The sequence below is a fragment of the Microbacterium sp. SORGH_AS_1204 genome (assembly GCF_030818935.1).
In the GTDB taxonomy this organism is placed as follows: Bacteria; Actinomycetota; Actinomycetes; order Actinomycetales; family Microbacteriaceae; genus Microbacterium.
Map to the genome: position 1 here is coordinate 2,207,603 of NZ_JAUTBD010000001.1, position 20,894 is coordinate 2,228,496.

Below are 20,894 nucleotides of genomic sequence, written 5' to 3' on the forward strand. Positions count from 1 at the left end.
AGAGCTGTACTCCACATGGCACGCGAGAAGAAGACTCGTCGGGCGTCCGGGCGCCGTAGCCCCCTGGCCGCCGCCGCGCTGATCGGTATCGGACTCCTCCTGACCGGAGGCGTCTACGCCGGCGCATCGGCCGCGATGGCCGCCACCTCCAGCACGCCCGTCAGCGAGGCCAACTCCGCGACCGCGGTCGAAGAGGGCCAGAAGCTGTTCCAGGCGAACTGCGCCACGTGCCACGGTCTCGACCTCGAAGGCAGCCAGCAGGGACCGTCGCTGTTCGGCGTCGGTGAGCTGTCGGTGCACTTCCAGGTCTCGACCGGTCGTATGCCGCTGCAGGCACAGGGGCCGCAGGCTCCGGTCAAGCCGGTCCAGTTCACCGACGAGCAGATCAACGCCATCGCGGCGTACGTGCAGTCGGCCGCTCCCGGTCCGCAGTACCCGACGGAAGAGCTCGTCGACGGCGAGGGCGATCTCGCTCACGGCGCCGAGCTGTTCCGCATCAACTGCGCCATGTGCCACAACGTCGCCGGTGCCGGTGGCGCCCTCACCGAGGGCAAGTGGGCGCCCGACCTCCACACCGTCAGCCCGGTCAACATGTATGCGGCGATGGTGACGGGTCCGCAGAACATGCCGGTGTTCAACGACCTCAACCTCACCCCCGAAGACAAGCGCGACGTCATCTCGTACCTGATGTACCTGCAGAAGACCGACTCCCCCGGTGGCTATGCCCTCGGGTCGCTGGGCCCGGTCTCCGAAGGTCTGTTCATCTGGATCTTCGGTATCGGGGCGCTCATCGCCCTGACCGTGTGGATCACGGCGAAGTCCAACTGACCGTCGTCTTCGACATTACGTAAACGCACGAGGAGCACCATGGCACACGAGGACGACGCACTCGAGCACGGGAGGGCTTCCTGGAAGCCCGGCTCGGGGCTCGCCGTCGCGGTTCCCGACGCCGCACAGAACCCCGGTCTTCCCGGTCACCGCCAGCGGATGACCGACAAGGATCCGCAGGAGATGAAGCGTGCGGTCCGCACGGTCTACACCCTGTTCTACGTCTCGGTCGCGGCCAGCATCTGGGCGAGCATCGCCTACATGATCTTCCCGATCGAGTCGGGCGCGATGATCGACATCCGCTACAACAACCTCTTCATCGGGCTCGGCATCGCCTTCGCGCTGCTGGCGATCGGCATCGGCACCATCCACTGGGGCAAGTCGGTCATGTCCGACAAGGAGTACATCGAGGACCGCCACGCGACCCGCGGACGCGACGAGGTCCGCGAGGGTGCGATCAACGTCTTCGCCGAGGCCGACAAAGACTCCGGATTCGGACGTCGCGAGATCATCCGCAACTCGATGTTCGCCGCGCTGGCGGCCTCGATCATCCCGGGGATCACGCTGTTCCGCGGTCTCGCGCCGCAAGACCAGGATCCGGTCAAGCTCCTCAGCCACACCATGTGGAAAGAGGGCATGCGCCTGTCGCACGACCCCTCGGGTCGTCCGATCCGCGCGGCCGACGTGACCCTCGGCTCCGCCTTCCACGTCATCCCGGAAGAGCTGGCAGGCCTCGGACACGACGAGGGCTACCTCGAAGAGAAGGCCAAGGCCATCGTCCTGCTCATGCGTATGCAGCCCGAGCAGCTCAACCCCGAGACCAACAACCTGGACTGGTCGTACGACGGAATCATCGCGTACTCGAAGGTCTGCACGCACGTCGGCTGTCCCGTCGCGCTCTACGAGCAGCAGACCCACCACCTCCTGTGCCCCTGCCACCAGTCGCAGTTCGACGTCGCCAACGGTGCGGCCGTCATCTTCGGCCCGGCCGCCCGTCCCCTGCCGCAGCTCCCCATCACCGTCGACGCCGAGGGCTATCTCGTCGCGCAGAGTGACTTCCAAGAGCCCGTCGGCCCCAGCTTCTGGGAGCGCTCATGAGTACCGGTACTCACCCCACCGAGAACGTCACGACCGAACCGGCCGTCTATTCGGGTCCGCCGCAGGCGCCCGCGGGGCGTGACGGCAAGCCGCTCGGCGGCCGCTTCGTCGGCGCCACGGCGAACTATCTCGACGAGCGCACCAGCATGTCGGGCATCGTCAAAGAGCTCGGCCGCAAGGTCTTCCCCGACCACTGGTCGTTCATGCTCGGCGAGATCGCCCTGTGGAGCTTCGTCGTCGTGCTGCTGTCCGGCACCTTCCTGACGTTCTTCTTCCAGGCATCCATGGTCGAAACGCACTACAACGGTGCGTACGAGCCCATGCGCGGCATCGCGATGTCCGCGGCGATGGAATCGGCGCTGCACATCTCGTTCGACCTGCGCGGCGGCCTCCTCGTCCGCCAGATCCATCACTGGGCCGCCCTCGTGTTCGTCGCCGGCATCGGCGTGCACATGCTGCGCGTTGTTCTTCACGGGTGCGTTCCGCAAGCCCCGCGAGCTCAACTGGGTCGTCGGCTTCATCCTCTTCATCCTCGCGATGGCCGAGGGCTTCACCGGTTACTCCCTCCCCGACGACCTGCTCTCGGGCAACGGTCTGCGCATCATCGACGGCATGATCAAGGGCCTGCCGATCATCGGTACCTGGACCTCGTTCCTGCTCTTCGGCGGCGAATTCCCCGGCACCGCGATCGTGGGTCGCCTGTACACGCTGCACATCCTCCTGCTGCCGGCGATCCTCGTCGCGCTGCTGGCGGTGCACCTCATGCTGATGATCATCAACAAGCACACGCAGTTCGCCGGCCCCGCCCGCACGAACAGCAACGTCGTGGGCTACCCGATGATGCCGGTGTACGCCTCCAAGATGGGCGGCTTCTTCTTCATCACGTTCGGTGTCATCGTGCTGATCGCGGCGCTGGTGACGATCAACCCGATCTGGAACTACGGCCCGTACGACCCCTCCCCCGTGTCGGCCGGTACGCAGCCCGACTGGTACATCGGCTTCGCCGACGGTGCTCTGCGTCTCGTGCCGCCGCACCTCGAGTTCGTGCTCTGGGGCCACACGTGGTCGTGGAACATCATCTTCCCCGTCGCCGTGCTCGGTCTGTTCATCGTGCTGGTGCTCATCTACCCCTTCATCGAGGCGTGGGTCACGGGCGACAAGCGCGAGCACCACATCGCCCAGCGTCCGCGCAACGCCGCGACGCGTACCGCGATCGGTGCCGCAGGCGTCACGTTCTACGCCGTCATGTGGGCCGCTGCATCGTCCGACATCGTCGCGACGCACTTCCACCTCACGATGGAGGGCGTCATCCACGCCCTGCAGGCCCTGCTGATCCTGGGCCCGATCCTCGCCTACTTCGTCACCAAGCGCATGTGCATCGCGCTGCAGAAGAAGGACCGCGAGATCGCCCTGCACGGCTACGAGTCGGGCCGCATCGTGCGCCTCCCCGGCGGCGAGTACATCGAGGTTCACCAGCCGGTCGATGAGTACGAGCGGTGGAAGCTCGTCGACAACGAGACGTACGAGCCCCTCGTCGTCCGCCCGAACGACAAGGGTCAGATCCCCTGGCACGAGAACGTTCGCGCCGCGGTGTCGCGCTGGTTCTTCGAGGACCGTCTCGCTCCGCTCACGCAGGCCGAAATCGACGCCGCGGTGGCTCACCAGCACCACGAACTCGACCACATCGCGCACGAGGAGGCCGACGAGATCGCCGGCGCCGATGCTCGTGCCGACGAAGACGGTCGCCCCCGCAACGCGGTCGGCGAGCGGGTCGAGGTCGAGTTCCCGGCCCCCAAGGGTCTGAACGGACCGCGCGACAAGAACGAGTAAGCGCCTCGAACGAAGCCCCGGTGTCATCGACACCGGGGCTTCGTCGTTCCCGAGGTGCGTTCCGCGCGGGCTCTCCTCGGCATGCCGTGAGAGCAACGCCGCCGCTCTGGCAGGAACCCGCGGCACTGTGGCATCCGGATCTCTCCCCCGCCGGCCCGCTTCTCTCTAACGTGGAGGAATGACAGATGCGCTGCAGTACTTCCAGAACCGCCTCGCCGTCGAGACCGACCCGTCCGATGTCTACGCTGCGCACAAAGCGGGAGAACGGTTCGTGCTCGTCGACGTGCGCGGCGAGGACGCCTGGGCGCAGGGGCGGGTCTCCGGCGCCATCCACATGCCGTACCGGCAGATCGCGGAGCGCGCCCCCCTCGAGCTCGACCGGGACACCCCCGTGGTCGTGTACTGCTGGAGCCCGGGCTGCAACGCCGGGCAGAAGGGCGCTCTCGCGTTCGCCCAGCTCGGCTACTCGGTGAAGGAGATGATCGGCGGCTACGAGTACTGGGTTCGCGAGGGACAACCGTTCGAGAACGACCTCGGGCCGTGCGAGCGCGTCTTCGACCCGACCGTGATGGTGGTGCGTCGCTGACGCGCACGTTCCCTGGCGGGCTGGAGCGGTGTCGTCTGTCCGTGGCGACGACGGATCGGTGAGCCCACGGCATCCCTCCTCCCCTGCCATAGGATGCCGGGATGCAGCACCCGCCACTCGAACCCTTCACGCACGGCTTCCTCCACCGTCCGCACGGGGTACGGCTGTACTGGGAGGCCTCGGGCAACCCGGCCGGACGACCGGCGCTATACCTCCACGGCGGCCCGGGCGGAGGGCTCGGGAAGGGCGGCTACCGTCGCCGCTTCGATCCAGAACTCCACCTCATCGTCGGCCTGGATCAGCGCGGATGCGGGAGGAGCACGCCGTGGGCGTGTGACGACCTCGGAAGCCTCGAGAACCAGACCACCGCCCACCTGATCGACGACATCGAAGCGCTGCGCCGGCACCTCGGCGTGGATGCGTGGCTCGTGCACGGCGTCTCATGGGGTTCCACGCTCGCCCTTGCCTATGCGCTGGCCCACCCCCGGCAGGTGTCCGCCATCGTGAACCTGGCCGTGACGACCGGCGGCCGGTGGGAGATCGACTGGATCACCGACGGCATCGCTCCGGTCTTCCCCGAAGCGCACGAGCGATTGCGGGAGCCACTGCGGCCGGATGAGCGGACCATCGACGGATACGCGCGTCTGCTGACAGACGACGACCCGCGGGTGCGCATCGACGCGGGTGACAGATGGGACGCCTGGGAGGCGACCCACATCTCGCTCGGCCCCCTGTCCACACCAGGCCCCCTCCACGAGGACGCCCGGCACCGTCTCAACTTCGCAACGCTGGCGACGCACTACTGGGCTCGTGACTGCTTCCTGCCGGGCGAACACGCGGTGCTTCCCCGCGCCCACCAACTGGAGGGCATCCCGGGGGTCCTCGTACACGGGCGGCGCGATATCAGCGGGCCCGCCCTCACCGCCTGGCAGCTGCACCGCGCGTGGCCCGGCAGCCGCCTCGAGATCGTCGAGGAGGATGGGCACGGGGGTCCGCGGAGCGCGGAGCTGGCCGGGGCGGCGATCGACGCTTTCGCGCGCGCCGCCCTCGGGCGCAGCGCGAGCTGAGAGCGTCTCGCGCACCCGTACTCTGCCCGAGGGGGCGGCTAGCCGGACTCGCAACCGGCCACCGCAGCCGTCGGCCGCCCATTCCATCACCCATCGGGATGATGCGGCGGTCGGCGTGCTCTCGCAGGCTCAGCGGGCGTCTACGGGTGCGCGAGGCTCGTCTCGTCCCGCCCCACCGGGGACGCGAACGCGAGCGCAAGCGCAACGGGAACGCGAGCGCTACGGGGACCTCAGCGCAAACAGGGACGCGAGCGCAACGCAAGTCGGACGCAAACGCGACCGCGAGCGCGAGCCGAGCGCGACCGCGAGCCGAACGCAAACGCGAACGCTGGAGCGTGTCGCGCAAGACGTGGCAACTCGCCGCCAGCAGGTGCCCGCCAGTGCGCCGCCGTCAGGCCGTCTCGACGTCTTCTGCAAACCAGCGAGCCGCGGAACCGAAGAACACGGGCTCCGCCGTCGCGGTGTCATCGTCGTCGACGACGTCGCAGACGACGACCGTCACGTTGTCGCGCGTCCCCGCCTCGAGTGCGAGGGCCACGGCGGACGCCGCCGCCGCGCGCGGATCGTCAGCCTCGGCGATGAGACGGGCGACATCCGCTTCGGGCACGTAGTCGGTGAGACCGTCACTGCACAGGACCCAGCGGTCACCGACCCGGGGCGGACGCTCCGCCACGGAAACGACGTCGCCCTCTGCGCCACCCAGTGACGCCGTGATGATGTTGCGTCGGGGGTGCGCCGCCGCCGCCTCGGGCGGGATGATGCCGTGGTCGACGAGCGCCTGGACGTACGAGTCGTCACGCGTCTCGCGTGAGAACTCGCCGTCGCGCAACAGATAGGCCCGCGAGTCACCCGTGTGCGCGAGGAGCAGGTCACCCGTCGTACTCAGGAAAATTCCGGTGAACGTCGTAGCCATGCCCTCGAGAGCAGGGTCGCGTTCCACGTGGGCCCGAATGTCCCAGTTCGCCTCGCGGATACGCACGAGAAGACCATCGGCGTCGAGACCGCCACCGCGCGTCGCGACGAGACGATGCACAAGGGCCGCCGAAGCGAGATCACCGGACGGACCACCGCCGACGCCGTCCGCGACGGCCGCACCCCAGGACGCCGCGAAGGCGGCGTCCTGGTTGGTGGGACGGTGGGCGCCGGCATCCGAGACGGCGGCCGTTATCAGCCGAACGGGCACAGGATCAGCGCGCGAAGTACCCGCGGTAGTACTCGTACACCCACCCGACAATCGCGACGACGAAGACCGCGAAACCGACGGGGACGAGCCAGCTGCCCACCGCGAGGCCGATCACAGCGATCGCCGCGGAGGCCGCGAGCACGATCGGCCACCACGACCACGGGCTGAACTCGCCCACCTCGGGGTCGCCGTCGTCGATGTCTGCCGTCAGGGTGTCTTCGGGCAGTTCACCGCGCTGCGCCTTGAGGACGCGCCCGATGTAGAAGGCGATCATGGTCGACATGAGACCCAGGAACGCCAGGGCAACAGTGCCGACCCATTCGACGCCGCCGTGCTGCAGCAGGCTCCAGACGGTGTAGACCGCCGCAATCAGGAACGAGAAGACCGCGAGAATCCACCAGAGGTTGGTATTGGTACGCATCGTCTTACTTGACCTCTCCAGCAGCGGCATCCACGACGGGCGCGTCCGGCGCGTCCTTCGCCGGGCCCACACCGACCGGGATACCGGCCTCGGGGTGGTTCAGGTCGAACGCGGGGCGCTCGCTACGGATACGCGGGATCGAGGTGAAGTTGTGACGGGGCGGCGGGCACGACGTGGCCCACTCGAGCGATGCCCCGTAGCCCCACGGGTCGTCCACCGTCACGCGCGGCGCCTTGCGAGCAGTGATCCACACGTTGAGGAGGAACGGGATCATCGAAGCGCCGAGGATCATCGAGCCCACCGTCGACAGCTGGTTCTCCCACGTCCACCCATCAGCCGCGGCGTAGTCGGCGTAGCGGCGGACCATGCCGTCGACGCCGAGCCAGTGCTGGATGAGGAAGGTCATGTGGAAGCCGATGAACAGCATCCAGAAGTGCACCATGCCGAGGCGCTCGTTGAGCATCTTGCCGGTCCACTTCGGCCACCAGAAGTAGAAGCCGGCGAACATCGCGAACACAACGGTGCCGAAGACCACGTAGTGGAAGTGCGCGACCACGAAGTACGAGTCGGAGAGGTGGAAGTCCAGCGGCGGCGAAGCCAGGATCACGCCGGTCAGACCACCGAACACGAACGACACGAGGAAGCCGAGCGCGAACACCATCGGTGTCTCGAACGTGACCGAGCCCCGCCACAGGGTTCCGATCCAGTTGAAGATCTTCACACCGGTCGGCACCGCGATCAGCATCGTCATGAGCGCGAAGAACGGAAGCAGCACACCGCCCGTGACGTACATGTGGTGCGCCCACACAGCCACCGACAGGGCGGCGATCGCGATCGTCGCGTACACGAGCGTCTTGTAGCCGAAGATCGGCTTGCGGCTGAACACCGGGAAGATCTCGGACACGATGCCGAAGAACGGCAGCGCGATGATGTACACCTCGGGGTGGCCGAAGAACCAGAACAGGTGCTGCCAGAGCAGAACTCCACCGTTCTCGGGGCTGTAGATGTGCGAGCCCAGCACGCGGTCGGCGGCGGCGGCGAAAATGGCCGCAGCGAGAACCGGGAACGCGAGCAGGATCAGGATGCTCGTGATGAGCGTGTTCCACGAGAAGATCGGCATGCGCCACATCGTCATACCGGGGGCGCGCATGGTCAGCACCGTGGTGATGAAGTTCACCGCGCCGAGGATCGTGCCGAAACCGCTGATGCCGAGACCGAGCATCCAGAGGTTCCCGCCGACGCCCGGGGAGAAGCTCGCGTTGGCGAGCGGCTGATAGGCGAACCATCCGAAGCCGGCCGCACCCTGCGGGGTGAGGAAGCCCGACACGGCGATGGTGGAGCCGAAGAGGAAGAGCCAGAAGGCGAATGCGTTCAGACGCGGGAACGCCACATCGGGCGCACCGATCTGCAACGGCAGCAGCGCGTTGGCGAAGCCTGCGAACAACGGCGTCGCGAACATGAGGAGCATGACCGTGCCGTGCATGGTGAAGAGCTGGTTGTACTGCTCTTTGGTCGGGATGATCTGCATGCCGGGCTCGAACAGCTCAGCGCGGATGATCAGTGCCATCACGCCACCGAGCATGAAGAACATGACGGAGGCGATCAGGTACATGTACCCGATGGTCTTGTGGTCGGTGGACGTGATCCACTTGACGACCAGGTTGCCCTTCTGCTCGACACGCGTGGTGCTGAGCAGCGCGGCTTGACGCGGCGGGAGAGTCGTCGGGCGCGAAGGGCCCGTCCCCTGGAGCGGAAGCGTCGTGGCCATGATCACTCGTTCCCTTCGGTACCGGTCGTCGTCAGGTTCTGCAGACGCGACAGGTCGCTGATGTCACCCACGTCGCCGGCACGGCGCAGGGAGTCGAGGTAGTCCTCGTACTCGGCCTCGCTGACGACCTTGACGTTGAAGAGCATGGCGGAGTGGTACTCACCGCACAGCTCGGCGCATTTGCCTTCGTACGTGCCCTCACGGGTGGGCGTGAACGACCACTCGTTGTCGCGGCCGATGTACATGTCTTTCTTGTACAGGAAGTCGATGATCCAGAACGAGTGGATGACGTCGCGCGAGCGGAGGTCGATCTTGACCGTCTTGTTCACCGGCAGGTAGAGGGTGGGCACGTCGTCGAGGTCGTACCCGTCGGAGGTCGCGATCGCCTGCACGCCCATGGAGTACACGGCGTCGGAGTTGTCTTCTTCTTCGCCGTTGTACTGGAAGTCCCACGCCCACTGCTTGCCGTAGGCCGTGATGGACACGTCGGGGTCGTCGTACTGCGTCTCGAGCGTGTTCTGGTCGCGCGCCGTGAAAGCGAAGAAGCCGACGACCAGGATCAGCGGGACGATCGTGTAGAAGATCTCGACCGGCATGTTGTAACGCAACTGCACCGGGAGGCCCGACTGGCCCTTACGACGGCGGTAGGCGATGACCGACCACAGCATCAGACCCCAGGTGATGACACCCACGGCCAGGAGCACGATCCACGAGTTGACCCACAGGCCGGCGACCATGTCGGTGTGGTTCGTCGCGGGCGTGCCGTCATCGACGAAGCCGGGCAGGAATCCGTGCAGCTGGGTCGTGGTGCAGCCCGAGAGGAGTGCGACGGACGCGATCCCGAGAGGGAGCGCTGCCCAGCGAAGGCGACGTTTGGAGGGCACAATGCACCTTTCCGGGTCGTGGATGAAGCTTTGACAGTCTACGGCAACCTCTCACGGTTCTCAGGCCATTCGTCCAGTGCCGAGACATCGAGAACCCCCGGTTTCCGCGGTGTGATCCGTGGTCCCGGGGGTTCTCGAAAGCGGCGCCGTCGAGCGGCGGCTGAGCTCAGTGGAAGCTGTCGCCGCAGGCGCAGGAGCCCTGCGCGTTGGGGTTGTCGATCGTGAAGCCCTGCTCCGAGATCGTGTCTTTGAAGTCGATGCTCGCGCCGTCGAGGTACGGCACGCTCATGTCGTCGACGATGACCTCGACGCCGTCGAAGTCGACGACCTTGTCGCCGTCGAGGTAGCGCTCGTCGAAGTAGAGCTGATAGATGAGTCCGGAGCAGCCGCCGGGCTGCACGGCCACGCGCAGGCGCAGGTCGTCGCGACCCTCCTGCGAGAGCAGGCTCTTCACCTTGTCGGAGGCGGCGGCGGTCAGGCCCACGCCGTGCTCGCGGGTCTCGGCGGAGGACGACAGAGTGGTGTCGGTCATGGCGATGCCCTTCGGGTTGATCGGTCGCGGGGACGAGTCGAGTCTACGCCGATCCCGCCCCCGTGGCCCCGTCAGATGGTGCGCTGATTCAGCCGCGCCAGAAGCAGTGCTTCCGAGACCAGGGCGTTGCGGAACGTCTCGAGGTGCAGGGACTCGTTCGGGCTGTGCGCCCGGGCGTGCGGGTCTTCGACCCCCGTCACGAGGATCTGCGCCGCCGGGAACTCGCGCACGAGGTCGGAGATGAAGGGGATCGAGCCGCCGATCCCGACGTCGACGGAATCGACGCCGTAACCCTCGGCGAACGCCGCGCGCGCCTCGCCGACGGCCCAGCCGCTCGTGTCGACGAGGAACGAGTCACCGCAGTCGATGTCGCTGAACTCCAGGTGGGCGCCGAACGGCGCGTGCGCGCGGAGGTGCTTCTCGATCGCGGCGAACGCCTCCTCGGCATCCTGACCGGGAGCGACGCGCGCGCTGATGACGACGCTGGTCGCGGGGGCGAGGGTGTTGGATGCCGACGCGACGGGGGTGGCATCCCACCCGGTGATCGTGACCGACGGCTTGTTCCAGATGCGGCTGAGGATGGAGTCGCGCCCGATCGGGCGGACACCCTCGAGGAGCCCCGACTCTGCTCGAAGTGTGGCTTCGTCGTAGGCGGGCGTCTCGGCGTCACGCACGGCGAGGCCCTCGACAGCGACCGCGCCGTCGTCGTCCCACAGGGTCGCGAGCAGTTTGACCGTGGCGAGCATGGCATCCGGAACCGCGCCGCCCATCATGCCGGAGTGCGACGCGTGCGCCAGGGTGCGCACCGTCAGGGTGAAGCGGGCATTACCGCGAAGCGACACGGTCAGACCGGGAGTGCGCTCGTCCCAGTTGCCGGAGTCGGCCACGACGATGACGTCGGAGCGGAGCACATCGGCGTTGTCGGCGAGGAACTGCGCGAACGAGCGGGAGCCGTACTCCTCCTCCCCCTCGATGAAGACGGCGAGCCCCAGGTCGAGGTCGTCGCCGAGCACCTCGGCGACGGCGCGGATCGCCCCGACGTGGGCCATGATCCCGGCTTTGTCGTCGGCGGCACCGCGTCCGTAGAGGCGACCGTCGCGCACGGTGGGCTGGAACGGTGGGGAATCCCACAGTTGCTCGTCACCGGGCGGCTGCACATCGTGGTGCGCGTACAGCAGAACGGTGGGCCGTCCGTTGCGTGCGGCGCGCGAAGCGAGCACGGCGGGCTGCCCCATCTCGTCGGTGCCGGGGATCGCGGCCCGCGCGACCTTCACGGTGTCGAAGACGCCCGTGCCCTCGAGAAGGGCCGCGACGGCGTCGGCGCTCCTCACCAGGGCGGACTGGTCGAAGGCGGGCCACGCGATCGAGGGGATGCGAACGAGCGAGCCGAGATCGGCGAGGGCTGCGGCGATGCCGGCGTCCGCTGCTTTTTGCACAGCGTCCTGCCGGGACAGGTCGAGGGTCATGCGGGTAATCTTAAATCTCCCGATCAGCGAACTTCCGAGGTCTCCGTGGCAAAGTCTCCCGCCCCCGCTCCCAACGACACCCCCGTCGACCCGACGGAGATCGGTACGGGCAAGGGGCGTGCGACCCCGTCGCGCGCCGAGCAGGAGGCCGCGCGCAAGCGCCCACTCGTTCCCGACACCAAGGAGGCGAAGGCTCGCGCCCGTGCCGAGCTGGCCGCGCAGCGCGAGAAGGCCCGCATCGGAATGGCCGCCGGTGAGGAGCGCTACCTGCCGGTGCGTGACCGCGGGCCGCAGCGCCGCTTCGCGCGCGATTTCGTGGATGCCGGATGGCACCTCGGCGAGGGCGTCATGCCGTTCATGGTGCTCGTCATCGTCGCGACCCTGATTCCCATGTCGATCTTCCAGTACTGGTCGTTCGTGGCGCTGTGGATCTTCATCCTGTTCGTCGTCGGCGACATGATCATCACCTCCATCCGCGTCAAGAAGGCCGCGAAGGAGAAGTTCGGCGAGAGCAAGCTCGAGAAGGGCCTCGGCTGGTACGCGGCGATGCGCACCGTGCAGATGCGCTTCATGCGTCTGCCCAAGGCTCAGGTCAAGCGCGGGCAGTACCCGGTCTGATCAGCCCCTCGGATCAGCCGGAACGGCGCGCCTTCGGGTGCGCCGTTTCTGTTCTCCCCGCCGGTCGGCCCGGTGGGAACCGGAGCACCGAGAAGTCGGACGCGGCGCGCGAGTCGAGTCAGCGCGGGGCGCGTCAGCGTGCGCCGGGTGGGCCGCGAGTGTGGGGCACGCGCGCAAGGCGGGTCGCGCGTGTGGGGCAAGCGCGCGGGGCGAGCCAGCACGCGCGCGACGCGTCATCACGCGCGCGGCGCGTCAGCGCCCGCCGCAACGGCGACTGCGGGGCGAGTCAACACGAGCGCGGCGCGTCATCACGCGCCGCAACGTCGACTGCGGGGCGGGTCAGCGGGCGTGAGGCGGGTCAGCGGGTGCGCGCGAGGCCGCGGTTGATCTGTCGCGCCCAGAGTGGACCGCGGTACAGGAAGCCCGTGTAGCCCTGCACCAGCGTGGCGCCCGCCGCGAGACGCTCGCGCACGTCGTCGGCGGTCTCCACTCCCCCGGCGGAGATCACGACGAAATCCGTCGGCACGGCCTCACGGACGAGTCGCAGGACCTCGGCCGCACGCACCTTCAAAGGCGCACCGGACAGACCGCCCACCCCCGCGGCTTCGACCGTCGCGGCATCCGTTCGAAGCCCGGAGCGTTCGATCGTGGTGTTGGTCGCGATGATCCCCGAAAGACCGGCGTCGACGGCGAGGCGGGCGATGTCCTGCACCTCGGCGTCGTCGAGGTCGGGCGCGATCTTGACGAGCAGCGGGGTCTCGCCCGCGGCATCCCGCACCGCCGTCAGCAGCGGACGCAGCGTCTCGACCGCCTGCAGCCCGCGCAGACCGGGGGTGTTCGGTGACGAGACGTTCACCACCAGGTAGTCGGCGAGAGGCGCGAGCAGCTTCGCGCTGCGCACGTAGTCGGTCGTGGCGTCTTCGACGGCGACGACGCGACTCTTGCCGATGTTGACGCCGATCACCGGACGCGTCCGCGAGCGACGAAGGCGGCGGAGCTTGGCCGCGGCCGCTGCCGCGCCGTCGTTGTTGAAGCCCATCCGGTTGATGACGGCGCGGTCGGCCACCAGGCGGAACAGGCGCGGCTTGGGATTGCCCGGCTGCGGCAGAGCCGTCACGGTGCCCACTTCGACATGACCGAAGCCGAGGGCCCCCAGGCCCCGCCCCATCGTGACGTTCTTGTCGAACCCCGCGGCGACGCCGAACGGCGACGGGAAGTCGAGCCCGAGAGCGTGCACGCGCTGGTCGGGCGTCGGCGCCGTGAACCGCCGAACGAGGGATGCCACCGGCTCGACGCCCGCGGCGCGGATGACGAGCGCGCCGAGGTGGTGCGCGAACTCGGGATCGAAGCGGGTGAGAACCGTGCGGAAGAGAAGGGGATACATCACCGTCAGGCTACTGGACGCCCGTCGACCTCGTCGTTCATGGGGGCGGCGCCGCGAGCGGCGTGATCGGCGCGCAACTGCGCGATGGCCGCGTCGAAATCGTCGAGCGAGTCGAAGGCCTGGTAGACGCTCGCGAATCGGAGGTACGCGACCTCGTCGAGATCGCGCAGCGGACCGAGGATCGACAGCCCGATCTCGTTCGCCTCGATCTGCGACGACCCGGTCTGCCGGATCGCCTCCTCCACCCGCTGGGCGAGCACCGCGAGATCGGCGTCGGTGACCGGCCGACCCTGACAGGCCTTGCGCACGCCCGACATGACCTTCTCACGACTGAACGGCTCGACCACGCCGGAGCGCTTGATCACGTTCAGGCTCGCGGTCTCGACCGTCGAGAAACGACCACCGCACTTCGGGCATTGCCGGCGACGGCGGATGCTGAGCCCGTCGTCGCTCGTGCGCGAGTCGATGACGCGGGAGTCCGGGTTTCGGCAGAACGGGCAGTGCACGACTACGCCTCGAAACGCGCCGTCACGGCCTCGCCGTGCGCGGGAAGAGCCTCCGCTTCGGCGAGGGTGACGATGGCATCCCGCACCTCGGACAGGGCCACGCGGTCGTACTCCACGACCTGCTGGGGCCGCAGGAACGTCGCGGCCGACAGGCCGGCGTTGTACCGGGCCTGACCGCCCGTGGGGAGCACGTGATTGCTGCCGGCGAGGTAATCGCCGAGGCTGACCGGCGTGTAGGGGCCGACGAAGACCGCCCCCGCGTTGACGAAGTCCTCGGGACGCGGGTCGGCGAGGTGCAGTTCGAGGTGCTCCGGGGCGTACGCATTGCTGAAAGCCGTCGCCTGGGCGATGTCGTCGACGAGCACGACGGCCGACTGCGGGCCGTGGAACGCCGCGGTCACGCGCTCGCTGTGACGGGTCGCGTTCACGCGCGCCGGAAGCGCTGCCTGCACGGCGTCGGCGAGAGCGGCGGAGTCGGTCACCAGCACGGCCGACGCCTGCTCGTCGTGTTCTGCTTGACTCACCAGGTCGGCGGCGATCAGAGCGGGTGCGGCGGTGCCGTCGGCTACGACGAGGATCTCGGTGGCGCCGGCCTCGGAGTCCGTGCCGACGCGGCCCGCCACGGCCCGCTTCGCCGATGCGACGAAGTTGTTGCCCGGCCCGGTGACCACATCGACCGGGTCGAGGCCGATCTCGGACACCCCGTAGGCGAACGCGCCGATGGCACCGGCTCCGCCCATGGCGTAGACCTCGGTCACCCCGAGCAGGCGGGCGGCGGCGAGGATCACCGGGTGCACACGCCCACCGAACTCGGCCTGGGGAGGCGACGCGAGCGCGACCTCACGCACCCCGGCGACTTGAGCGGGGACGACGTTCATCACGACGCTGGACGGATAGACCGCCTTGCCGCCGGGAACGTACAGTCCGACGCGGCGAACCGGCTGCCACCGCTGGGTGACGCGGGCGCCGGCGCCGAGCTCGGTGACGACCGGGGCGGGCACCTGGGCGGCGGATGCCGTGCGCACGCGCTCGATCGCGGCGTCGAGGGCCGCGCGGATGTCGGGTGCGAGGTCTCGAAGAGCCTCGTCGAGGTGGTCGGCGGGGACGCGGATGGCGTGGTCGCTCACCCGGTCGAATCGGGCGGCCTGCTCGCGCAGCGCCTCTTCGCCGCGGTGGGCGACGTCGTCGACCAGACGCGCTGCCGTGGCCAGGGCCTCGTCACGCGCGGCGTCGGCGCGAGGGACCACGGCGAGGAGCTCGGCCGGCGAGAGCACGCGGCCGCGGAGATCGATCGTGCGGAGCATGCGTCCAGGTTACCGGCCGTCTCCGCGCCCCCTCGCGCGTCGCGGGCGGCTCGCAGGCGGCGTTCAGCCGGGCACTCCGGAGCGGTGGGGAGCCGGCGGGATCACGGACGGTGAGGAGCCGAAAGACCCGCAGACGGTGAGGAGCCGAAAGACCCGCGGGCGGTGAAGAGCCGAAAGACCCGCAGACGGTGAGGAGCCGAAAGACCCGCGGGCGGTGAAGAGCCGAACACCCGCAGGCGGTGGAGACCTGAAAGACCCGCGGGCGGTGGGGAGCCCGACGGCTCGTAGGCGGTGTTCCGCCGGCGGCTCGCGGACGGCGGGGCGCCGAACTGCTTGCGGGGCGGCGCTCAGCGCCCGCCCGCGGACGCCGCGCCGTCGTCTGCTCACGGTCATCCGGTGTGGCGCCCGCGGCCGAATGGCAGACGCGCCCCTTCCGCGAGCCACCCGCGCACGGCGCGTGGCTCGCGGACGCTGATCACCCGCGGGTGACGCCGGAGACGTCGTGCAGGTAACCGATGCGGCCGTCGTCGTGACGCACCACGAACGTTTCGCCGCGGTCTTCGACGACGAGTGCCCACGCGGTCGGCCCGATGCGGAAGATCGGCGTGCCGTAATCGTCGACGACTTCGCGCTCGACGGGGGCGAGAGCCCAGAACGCCTGTGCGTGCGCGTGCTCCCGCTCGTCGTGGCGGTCGCGAACGGCATCCTCGCGTCCGTACGTCGTCTCGCTCGCGGAGCGGGCGGCGCCGTGGTCGTCGCGGTCGGAGTCGTGGCGGTGCTCGTCGTGGGTGAACTCGACACGCGGGCTCTCGTCGTGGCGGTCCTCGTCGCGGTCGACGCGAAGCGGTGCGAACACGTCGGTGTCGTTGTCGTCGGCGGTGTGTGCCGGCATCACCGACGTGCGCGGGGCGGCGTCGTCGTGCGCGAGGTCGGTCGACCCGGTGTAGCTGCCCGGGGTGGGTGCATCGGCGCCGTGGACGGTCGACTGCTCCCCCTCCTTCGCGGAGTGGTGCTCGCTCTGGCTGCGCGCCGGCGGGCGCGGCGCACGCGGGCGGGCGACGACGGGACGGATCGGCCGTGCGTTGCGGTGCGCCGGGACGTCTTCGCGGTCGCGGAAGTCCTGCGAGAACGGGGGGATGAGGGGTGCGAAGACGGTGAGGACGACACCGGCGAGCAGCACGACGGCCTCGACCCAGATGACCCACGAGCGCGTCCAGATGCCGGTCTCGCCGAAAACGACGACGGTGTCCCACACCCACGCGATCCAGACGAGCGCCGAGACGGTGAAGGCGACGGAGGCGAACTGGTCGATGCCGAGGGAGCCGACGCGGCGGATTCCCTGGGGCGAGAGGCGACGCAGCACCAGCAGGCCGACGGCGACGGTCGGCAGCGCGATCGTGGGGATCCACCACAGGCCCGACAGCCAGACGTTGACACCGCCGACGAGGACACCCGACGGCGAGTCGAGGAGGTTCGTGCGGAAGAACGAGACGAGGAACGCGACCACCCAGATACCGAGCAGTGCGACCTCGCGGATGGAGAACGGACCGACCCCGTACTGCGGGGCCCGGCCGGTGGGGCTGTCGTTCCGGTCGTGAGAACCGGAGTTGGCGTGCGCCGACGCCGGCACGGAGCGGTGCTCCGCGGCGCGCACGGCGGAGACGGGGCGGTCGCGGTCGGCTGTCTCGTCGGCGGAGGCGGCGAGACGCTCGCGATCGTCGGGCGTGATCCCGTCGTGGGGGTTCTGATCGGTCACGATGATCCTTTCACCAGGGCGCCTGAGCGCCTCGTCATCCTAGTCATGGGCCCTACGGCATCCGCTGGGCTTCCCGGGCAAATTCTGCGGGCGTCTCAGCCGAGGCAGTTCGGGCCGAGAAGGCCCTTCAGCTCCCCGAACAGATCGGCCGTCACGCGCACCGGCATCGGCACCTCGAAGACCTTCGCCGTGCCGCCCTTGTGCAGCTTCAGCACGACCTCGGTGGAGCCCGCGTGCCGTCGCAGCATCTGAGCGAGTTCGCCGACGAGCGCCTCGTTCGCGCGCTGCTCGGGGACGACCAGCGTGAGGCCGCCCGACTCGTCGAGTCCTTCGAGATCGGGCGCGAACGCGCTCTGCGCGTGGAGGTTCAACCCGTCGTCGCGCCGCGACACCCGCCCGCGCACGACCATGATCGCGTCGCCCTGAAGGATCGGCGCGAATTCGGCGTAGGTCTTGCCCATGAACATCACGGTCACCTCGCCGTTGAAGTCCTCGACGGTCACCATGCCGTAGGGGTTGCCGCTCTGCTTGGCGACGCGATGCTGAACGCTCGTGAGGAGCCCGGCCACGGTGACCTGATCGCCGTCTTGCACGTCTTCTGAGGCGAGGAGGTCGTGGATGGACGTCGACGCGTGCTTGGCCAGCGGCACCTCGAGTCCTGCGAGGGGATGATCGGAAACGTACAGTCCGAGCATCTCGCGCTCGAACGCCAACTTGTCTTTCTTCGTCCACTCGGGCCGCTCGGGTACCTTGACGACCTGCTGCGGTTCGTCCCAGAGGGAATCGAAGTCGAATCCGACCTCGCCGTTGGCCTCGCGACGCTTGTCGAGCACCGCGCCCTCGCAGGCGTCTTCGTGCACCTCGATGAGTGCACGCCGCGTCGAACCGAGCGAATCGAACGCGCCGGCCTTGATGAGCGACTCGACCGTGCGCTTGTTCGCGACGTGCACCGGCACCTTCGACAGGAAGTCGTGGAACGACGTGTACGCGGCATCCTGACGGGCGGCGACGATGCCGTCGACGACGTTGGTGCCGACGTTGCGCACCGCGCCCAGACCGAAACGGATGTCTTCGCCGACGGCCGCGAAGAAGCGGATCGACTCGTTCACGTCGGGTGGCAGCACCTTGATGCCCATGCGGCGGCACTCGTTGAGATACACCGCCATCTTGTCTTTCGAGTCGCCGACGCTGGTCAGCAGCGCCGCCATGTACTCGGCCGGGTAGTGCGCCTTGAGATACGCCGTCCAGTACGACACCAGCCCGTAGGCCGCGGTGTGCGCCTTGTTGAAGGCGTAGTCGGCGAACGACTCGAGCACCTTCCACAGGGTCTGCTGAGCGACCTCGCCGAAGCCGCGCTCGGTCATGCCGCCGAAGAAGATCTCTTTCTGCTTGTCGAGCTCGCTCTTCTTCTTCTTGCCCATCGCGCGACGCAAAAGGTCGGCCTGGCCGAGCGTGTAGCCGGCCACCCGCTGGGCCACGGCCATCACCTGCTCCTGATAGACGATGAGGCCGTACGTCGTGTCGAGGATGTCGGCCAGGGGCTCTTCGAGCTCGGGGTGGATCGGCTCGATCTCTTGCTGCTTGTTCTTTCGCAGCGCGTAGTTGATGTGCGAGTTCACGCCCATGGGACCCGGACGGTACAGCGCGAGCACCGCCGAGATGTCTTCGAAGTTGTCGGGGCGCATCAGGCGCAGGAGGGAGCGCATGGGCCCGCCGTCGAGCTGGAACACGCCCAGCGTGTCGCCGCGGGCGAGCAGTTCGTACGACGCGGCGTCGTCGAGGGCGAGGTCTTCGAGCACCAGCGGATGGCCGCGGTTGGCCTCGATGTTGTCCAGGGCGTCGTTGATGATGGTGAGGTTGCGCAGCCCCAGGAAGTCCATCTTGATCAGGCCGAGCGACTCGCACGCAGGGTAGTCGAACTGCGTGACGATCTGACCGTCTTGCTCGCGGCGCATGATCGGGATGATGTCGATCAGCGGCTCGCTGGACATGATCACGCCGGCGGCGTGCACACCCCACTGGCGCTTCAGGTTCTCCAGCCCCAGGGCGGTGTCGAAGACGGTCTTGGCCTCGGGGTCGGTCTCGATGAGGGTGCGGAACTCGCTCGCCTCTTTGTACCGGGGGTGCTCGGGGTTGAACATGCCGTCGAGCGGCATGTCTTTGCCCATCACCGCCGGGGGCATGGCCTTGGTGAGTTTGTCACCCATGCTGAACGGGAACCCGAGCACGCGGCCGGCGTCTTTCAACGCCTGCTTCGCCTTGATCGTGCCGTAGGTGACGATCTGCGCCACGCGTTCGTCGCCGTACTTCTCGGTGACGTACTGGATGACCTCGCCACGACGGCGGTCGTCGAAGTCGACGTCGAAGTCGGGCATCGAGACGCGGTCGGGGTTGAGGAAGCGCTCGAAGATCAAGCCGTGCTGGAGGGGATCGAGGTCGGTGATCTTCATCGCGTAAGCGACCATCGAGCCCGCGCCCGAACCGCGGCCGGGGCCGACCCGGATGCCGTTGCGCTTGGCCCAGTTGATGAAGTCGGCGACGACGAGGAAGTAGCCGGGGAAGCCCATCTGCAGGATGACGTCGGTCTCGTACTCGGCCTGCTTGCGCACGTCGTCGGGGATGCCGCCGGGATAGCGGTCGTGGAGGCCGTTCTCGACCTCTTTGATCATCCAGCTGCTCTCGGTCTCGCCCGGGGGCACGGGGAAGCGCGGCATGTAGTTGGCCGAGGTGTCGAACTCGACGTTGCACCGTTCGGCGATGAGAAGGGTGCTGTCGCACGCCTCGGGGTGGTCACGGAAGACCTGACGCATCTCGGCCGGCGACTTGACGTAGTAGCCGTCGCCGTCGAACTTGAAGCGCTTCGGGTCGTCGAGGGTGGAGCCGGACTGCACGCAGAGAAGGGCGGCGTGGCTCGTCGCGTCGTGCTGGTGGGTGTAGTGCAGGTCGTTCGTGCCGACGAGGGGGATGCCGACATCTTTCGACAGCTTGAGCAGATCGCCCATGACGCGACGTTCGATCGAGAGCCCGTGGTCCATGATCTCGGCGAAGTAGTTGTCTTTGCCGAAGATGTCTTGGAACTCCGCCGCCGCCGCGCGCGCGGCCTCGTACTGTCCCAGTCGCAGGCGGGTCTGCACCTCGCCGGAGGGGCACCCCGTCGTCGCGATCAGACCCTTGCTGTAAGTCTGCAGCAACTCGCGGTCCATACGCGGCTTGAAGTAGTAACCCTCCATGCTCGCCTTCGACGACAGCCGGAACAGGTTGTGCATGCCCTCAGTCGTCTCGGACAGGAGCGTCATGTGGGTGTAGGCGCCCGAACCCGACACGTCATCGCTCTGCTGCTCGGGCGAGCCCCAGCGCACGCGCGTCTTATCGGAGCGGTGCGTGCCGGGGGTGACGTAGGCCTCGATGCCGATGATGGGCTTGATGCCCGCATCTTTGGCGGTCTTGTAGAACTCGTACGCGGCGAAGGTGTTGCCGTGATCGGTGACCGCGATCGCCGGCATGCCCTGTTTGACGGCCTCTTGTACCATCGGGCCGATGCGCGCCGCGCCGTCGAGCATCGAATACTCGCTGTGCACGTGAAGGTGAACGAAGGAGTCTGCTGCCACGTATCGAGTGTACGTTCGGCCTCCGACATCGCCCCGGGATGTTCGCGGCGGACAC

At 68.2% G+C, this 20,894-nt stretch carries 16 protein-coding genes and 1 pseudogene; 6 read left to right on the forward strand and 11 right to left on the reverse strand.

Annotated elements, in window-relative coordinates:
* Positions 1–15: 15 nt before the first annotated feature.
* From QE410_RS10175 to QE410_RS10195, 5 genes and pseudogenes are all read left to right on the forward strand, one after another.
* A complete protein-coding gene (locus QE410_RS10175) occupies positions 16–828 on the forward strand; it encodes a c-type cytochrome (RefSeq protein WP_058232414.1) in 813 nt (270 codons plus the stop codon).
* Between the two features lie 39 nt (positions 829–867).
* Positions 868–1,926, forward strand: coding sequence for a ubiquinol-cytochrome c reductase iron-sulfur subunit (locus QE410_RS10180; protein ID WP_307331302.1), 1,059 nt, complete (start codon positions 868–870; stop codon positions 1,924–1,926).
* A pseudogene (locus tag QE410_RS10185) lies at positions 1,923–3,756 on the forward strand (cytochrome bc complex cytochrome b subunit). The gene QE410_RS10180 and the pseudogene QE410_RS10185 overlap by 4 nt, the downstream one beginning before the upstream one ends.
* A 178-nt stretch (positions 3,757–3,934) precedes the next feature.
* The gene (locus QE410_RS10190; protein ID WP_307331304.1) at positions 3,935–4,342 is read left to right on the forward strand and encodes a rhodanese-like domain-containing protein; all 408 of its coding nucleotides are present in this window, start codon (positions 3,935–3,937) and stop codon (positions 4,340–4,342) included.
* 101 nt (positions 4,343–4,443) lie between these two features.
* On the forward strand, positions 4,444–5,409 hold the full coding sequence (locus tag QE410_RS10195; protein WP_307331307.1) for an alpha/beta fold hydrolase: 966 nt from the start codon (positions 4,444–4,446) through the stop codon (positions 5,407–5,409).
* A gap of 391 nt (positions 5,410–5,800) precedes the next feature.
* Here the strand turns inward: QE410_RS10195 and QE410_RS10200 are convergent, their stop codons facing one another.
* From QE410_RS10200 to QE410_RS10225, 6 genes are all read right to left on the reverse strand, one after another.
* A complete protein-coding gene (locus QE410_RS10200) occupies positions 5,801–6,592 on the reverse strand; it encodes a PP2C family serine/threonine-protein phosphatase (protein WP_307331310.1) in 792 nt (263 codons plus the stop codon).
* A 4-nt stretch (positions 6,593–6,596) separates the two neighbouring features.
* Positions 6,597–7,013: a cytochrome c oxidase subunit 4 gene (locus QE410_RS10205; RefSeq protein WP_307331313.1), complete on the reverse strand. Its 417-nt coding sequence runs from the start codon at positions 7,011–7,013 to the stop codon at positions 6,597–6,599.
* A gap of 4 nt (positions 7,014–7,017) precedes the next feature.
* Positions 7,018–8,781, reverse strand: a complete 1,764-nt coding sequence (gene ctaD / locus QE410_RS10210; protein WP_307331317.1) for a cytochrome c oxidase subunit I — start codon at positions 8,779–8,781, stop codon at positions 7,018–7,020.
* A gap of 2 nt (positions 8,782–8,783) precedes the next feature.
* Positions 8,784–9,665: a cytochrome c oxidase subunit II gene (gene coxB / locus QE410_RS10215; RefSeq protein WP_307331320.1), complete on the reverse strand. Its 882-nt coding sequence runs from the start codon at positions 9,663–9,665 to the stop codon at positions 8,784–8,786.
* A 166-nt stretch (positions 9,666–9,831) separates the two neighbouring features.
* Complete coding sequence (erpA, locus tag QE410_RS10220; RefSeq protein ID WP_058232406.1) at positions 9,832–10,197, reverse strand: iron-sulfur cluster insertion protein ErpA; 366 nt, start codon at positions 10,195–10,197, stop codon at positions 9,832–9,834.
* A 71-nt stretch (positions 10,198–10,268) separates the two neighbouring features.
* Complete coding sequence (locus QE410_RS10225) at positions 10,269–11,663, reverse strand: dipeptidase (RefSeq protein WP_307331328.1); 1,395 nt, start codon at positions 11,661–11,663, stop codon at positions 10,269–10,271.
* A gap of 45 nt (positions 11,664–11,708) precedes the next feature.
* Here QE410_RS10225 and QE410_RS10230 point away from each other — a divergent pair, with 45 nt between their 5' ends.
* The gene (locus tag QE410_RS10230) at positions 11,709–12,281 is read left to right on the forward strand and encodes a DUF3043 domain-containing protein (protein ID WP_058232404.1); all 573 of its coding nucleotides are present in this window, start codon (positions 11,709–11,711) and stop codon (positions 12,279–12,281) included.
* Between the two features lie 358 nt (positions 12,282–12,639).
* Here the strand turns inward: QE410_RS10230 and QE410_RS10235 are convergent, their stop codons facing one another.
* From QE410_RS10235 to dnaE, 5 genes are all read right to left on the reverse strand, one after another.
* Entirely contained in the window at positions 12,640–13,665 is a 1,026-nt protein-coding gene (locus QE410_RS10235; protein WP_307331331.1) for a quinone-dependent dihydroorotate dehydrogenase, read from the reverse strand.
* Positions 13,666–13,670: 5 nt separating this feature from the next.
* Positions 13,671–14,171 (reverse strand): transcriptional regulator NrdR, encoded by a 501-nt coding sequence (gene nrdR / locus QE410_RS10240; RefSeq protein WP_307331334.1) that lies wholly within the window; start codon positions 14,169–14,171, stop codon positions 13,671–13,673.
* Between the two features lie 2 nt (positions 14,172–14,173).
* Complete coding sequence (gene hisD / locus QE410_RS10245; RefSeq protein WP_307331336.1) at positions 14,174–15,475, reverse strand: histidinol dehydrogenase; 1,302 nt, start codon at positions 15,473–15,475, stop codon at positions 14,174–14,176.
* Between the two features lie 475 nt (positions 15,476–15,950).
* On the reverse strand, positions 15,951–17,231 hold the full coding sequence (locus QE410_RS10250) for a hypothetical protein (protein WP_307331339.1): 1,281 nt from the start codon (positions 17,229–17,231) through the stop codon (positions 15,951–15,953).
* Between the two features lie 95 nt (positions 17,232–17,326).
* A complete protein-coding gene (dnaE, locus tag QE410_RS10255) occupies positions 17,327–20,839 on the reverse strand; it encodes a DNA polymerase III subunit alpha (protein ID WP_307331342.1) in 3,513 nt (1,170 codons plus the stop codon).
* Between the last annotated feature and the right edge of the window lie 55 nt (positions 20,840–20,894).

What these genes read in the sequence shown, in the direction of transcription:
- QE410_RS10175 (WP_058232414.1), top strand. Translation starts at nt 16, where the DNA reads ATGGCACGCGAGAAGAAGACTCGTCGGGCGTCCGGGCGCCGTAGCCCC.
- QE410_RS10180 (WP_307331302.1), top strand. Translation starts at nt 868, where the DNA reads ATGGCACACGAGGACGACGCACTCGAGCACGGGAGGGCTTCCTGGAAG.
- QE410_RS10190 (WP_307331304.1), top strand. Translation starts at nt 3,935, where the DNA reads ATGACAGATGCGCTGCAGTACTTCCAGAACCGCCTCGCCGTCGAGACC.
- QE410_RS10195 (WP_307331307.1), top strand. Translation starts at nt 4,444, where the DNA reads ATGCAGCACCCGCCACTCGAACCCTTCACGCACGGCTTCCTCCACCGT.
- QE410_RS10205 (WP_307331313.1), bottom strand. Translation starts at nt 7,013, where the DNA reads ATGCGTACCAATACCAACCTCTGGTGGATTCTCGCGGTCTTCTCGTTC.
- ctaD (WP_307331317.1), bottom strand. Translation starts at nt 8,781, where the DNA reads ATGGCCACGACGCTTCCGCTCCAGGGGACGGGCCCTTCGCGCCCGACG.
- erpA (WP_058232406.1), bottom strand. Translation starts at nt 10,197, where the DNA reads ATGACCGACACCACTCTGTCGTCCTCCGCCGAGACCCGCGAGCACGGC.
- QE410_RS10225 (WP_307331328.1), bottom strand. Translation starts at nt 11,663, where the DNA reads ATGACCCTCGACCTGTCCCGGCAGGACGCTGTGCAAAAAGCAGCGGAC.
- QE410_RS10235 (WP_307331331.1), bottom strand. Translation starts at nt 13,665, where the DNA reads ATGTATCCCCTTCTCTTCCGCACGGTTCTCACCCGCTTCGATCCCGAG.
- hisD (WP_307331336.1), bottom strand. Translation starts at nt 15,475, where the DNA reads ATGCTCCGCACGATCGATCTCCGCGGCCGCGTGCTCTCGCCGGCCGAG.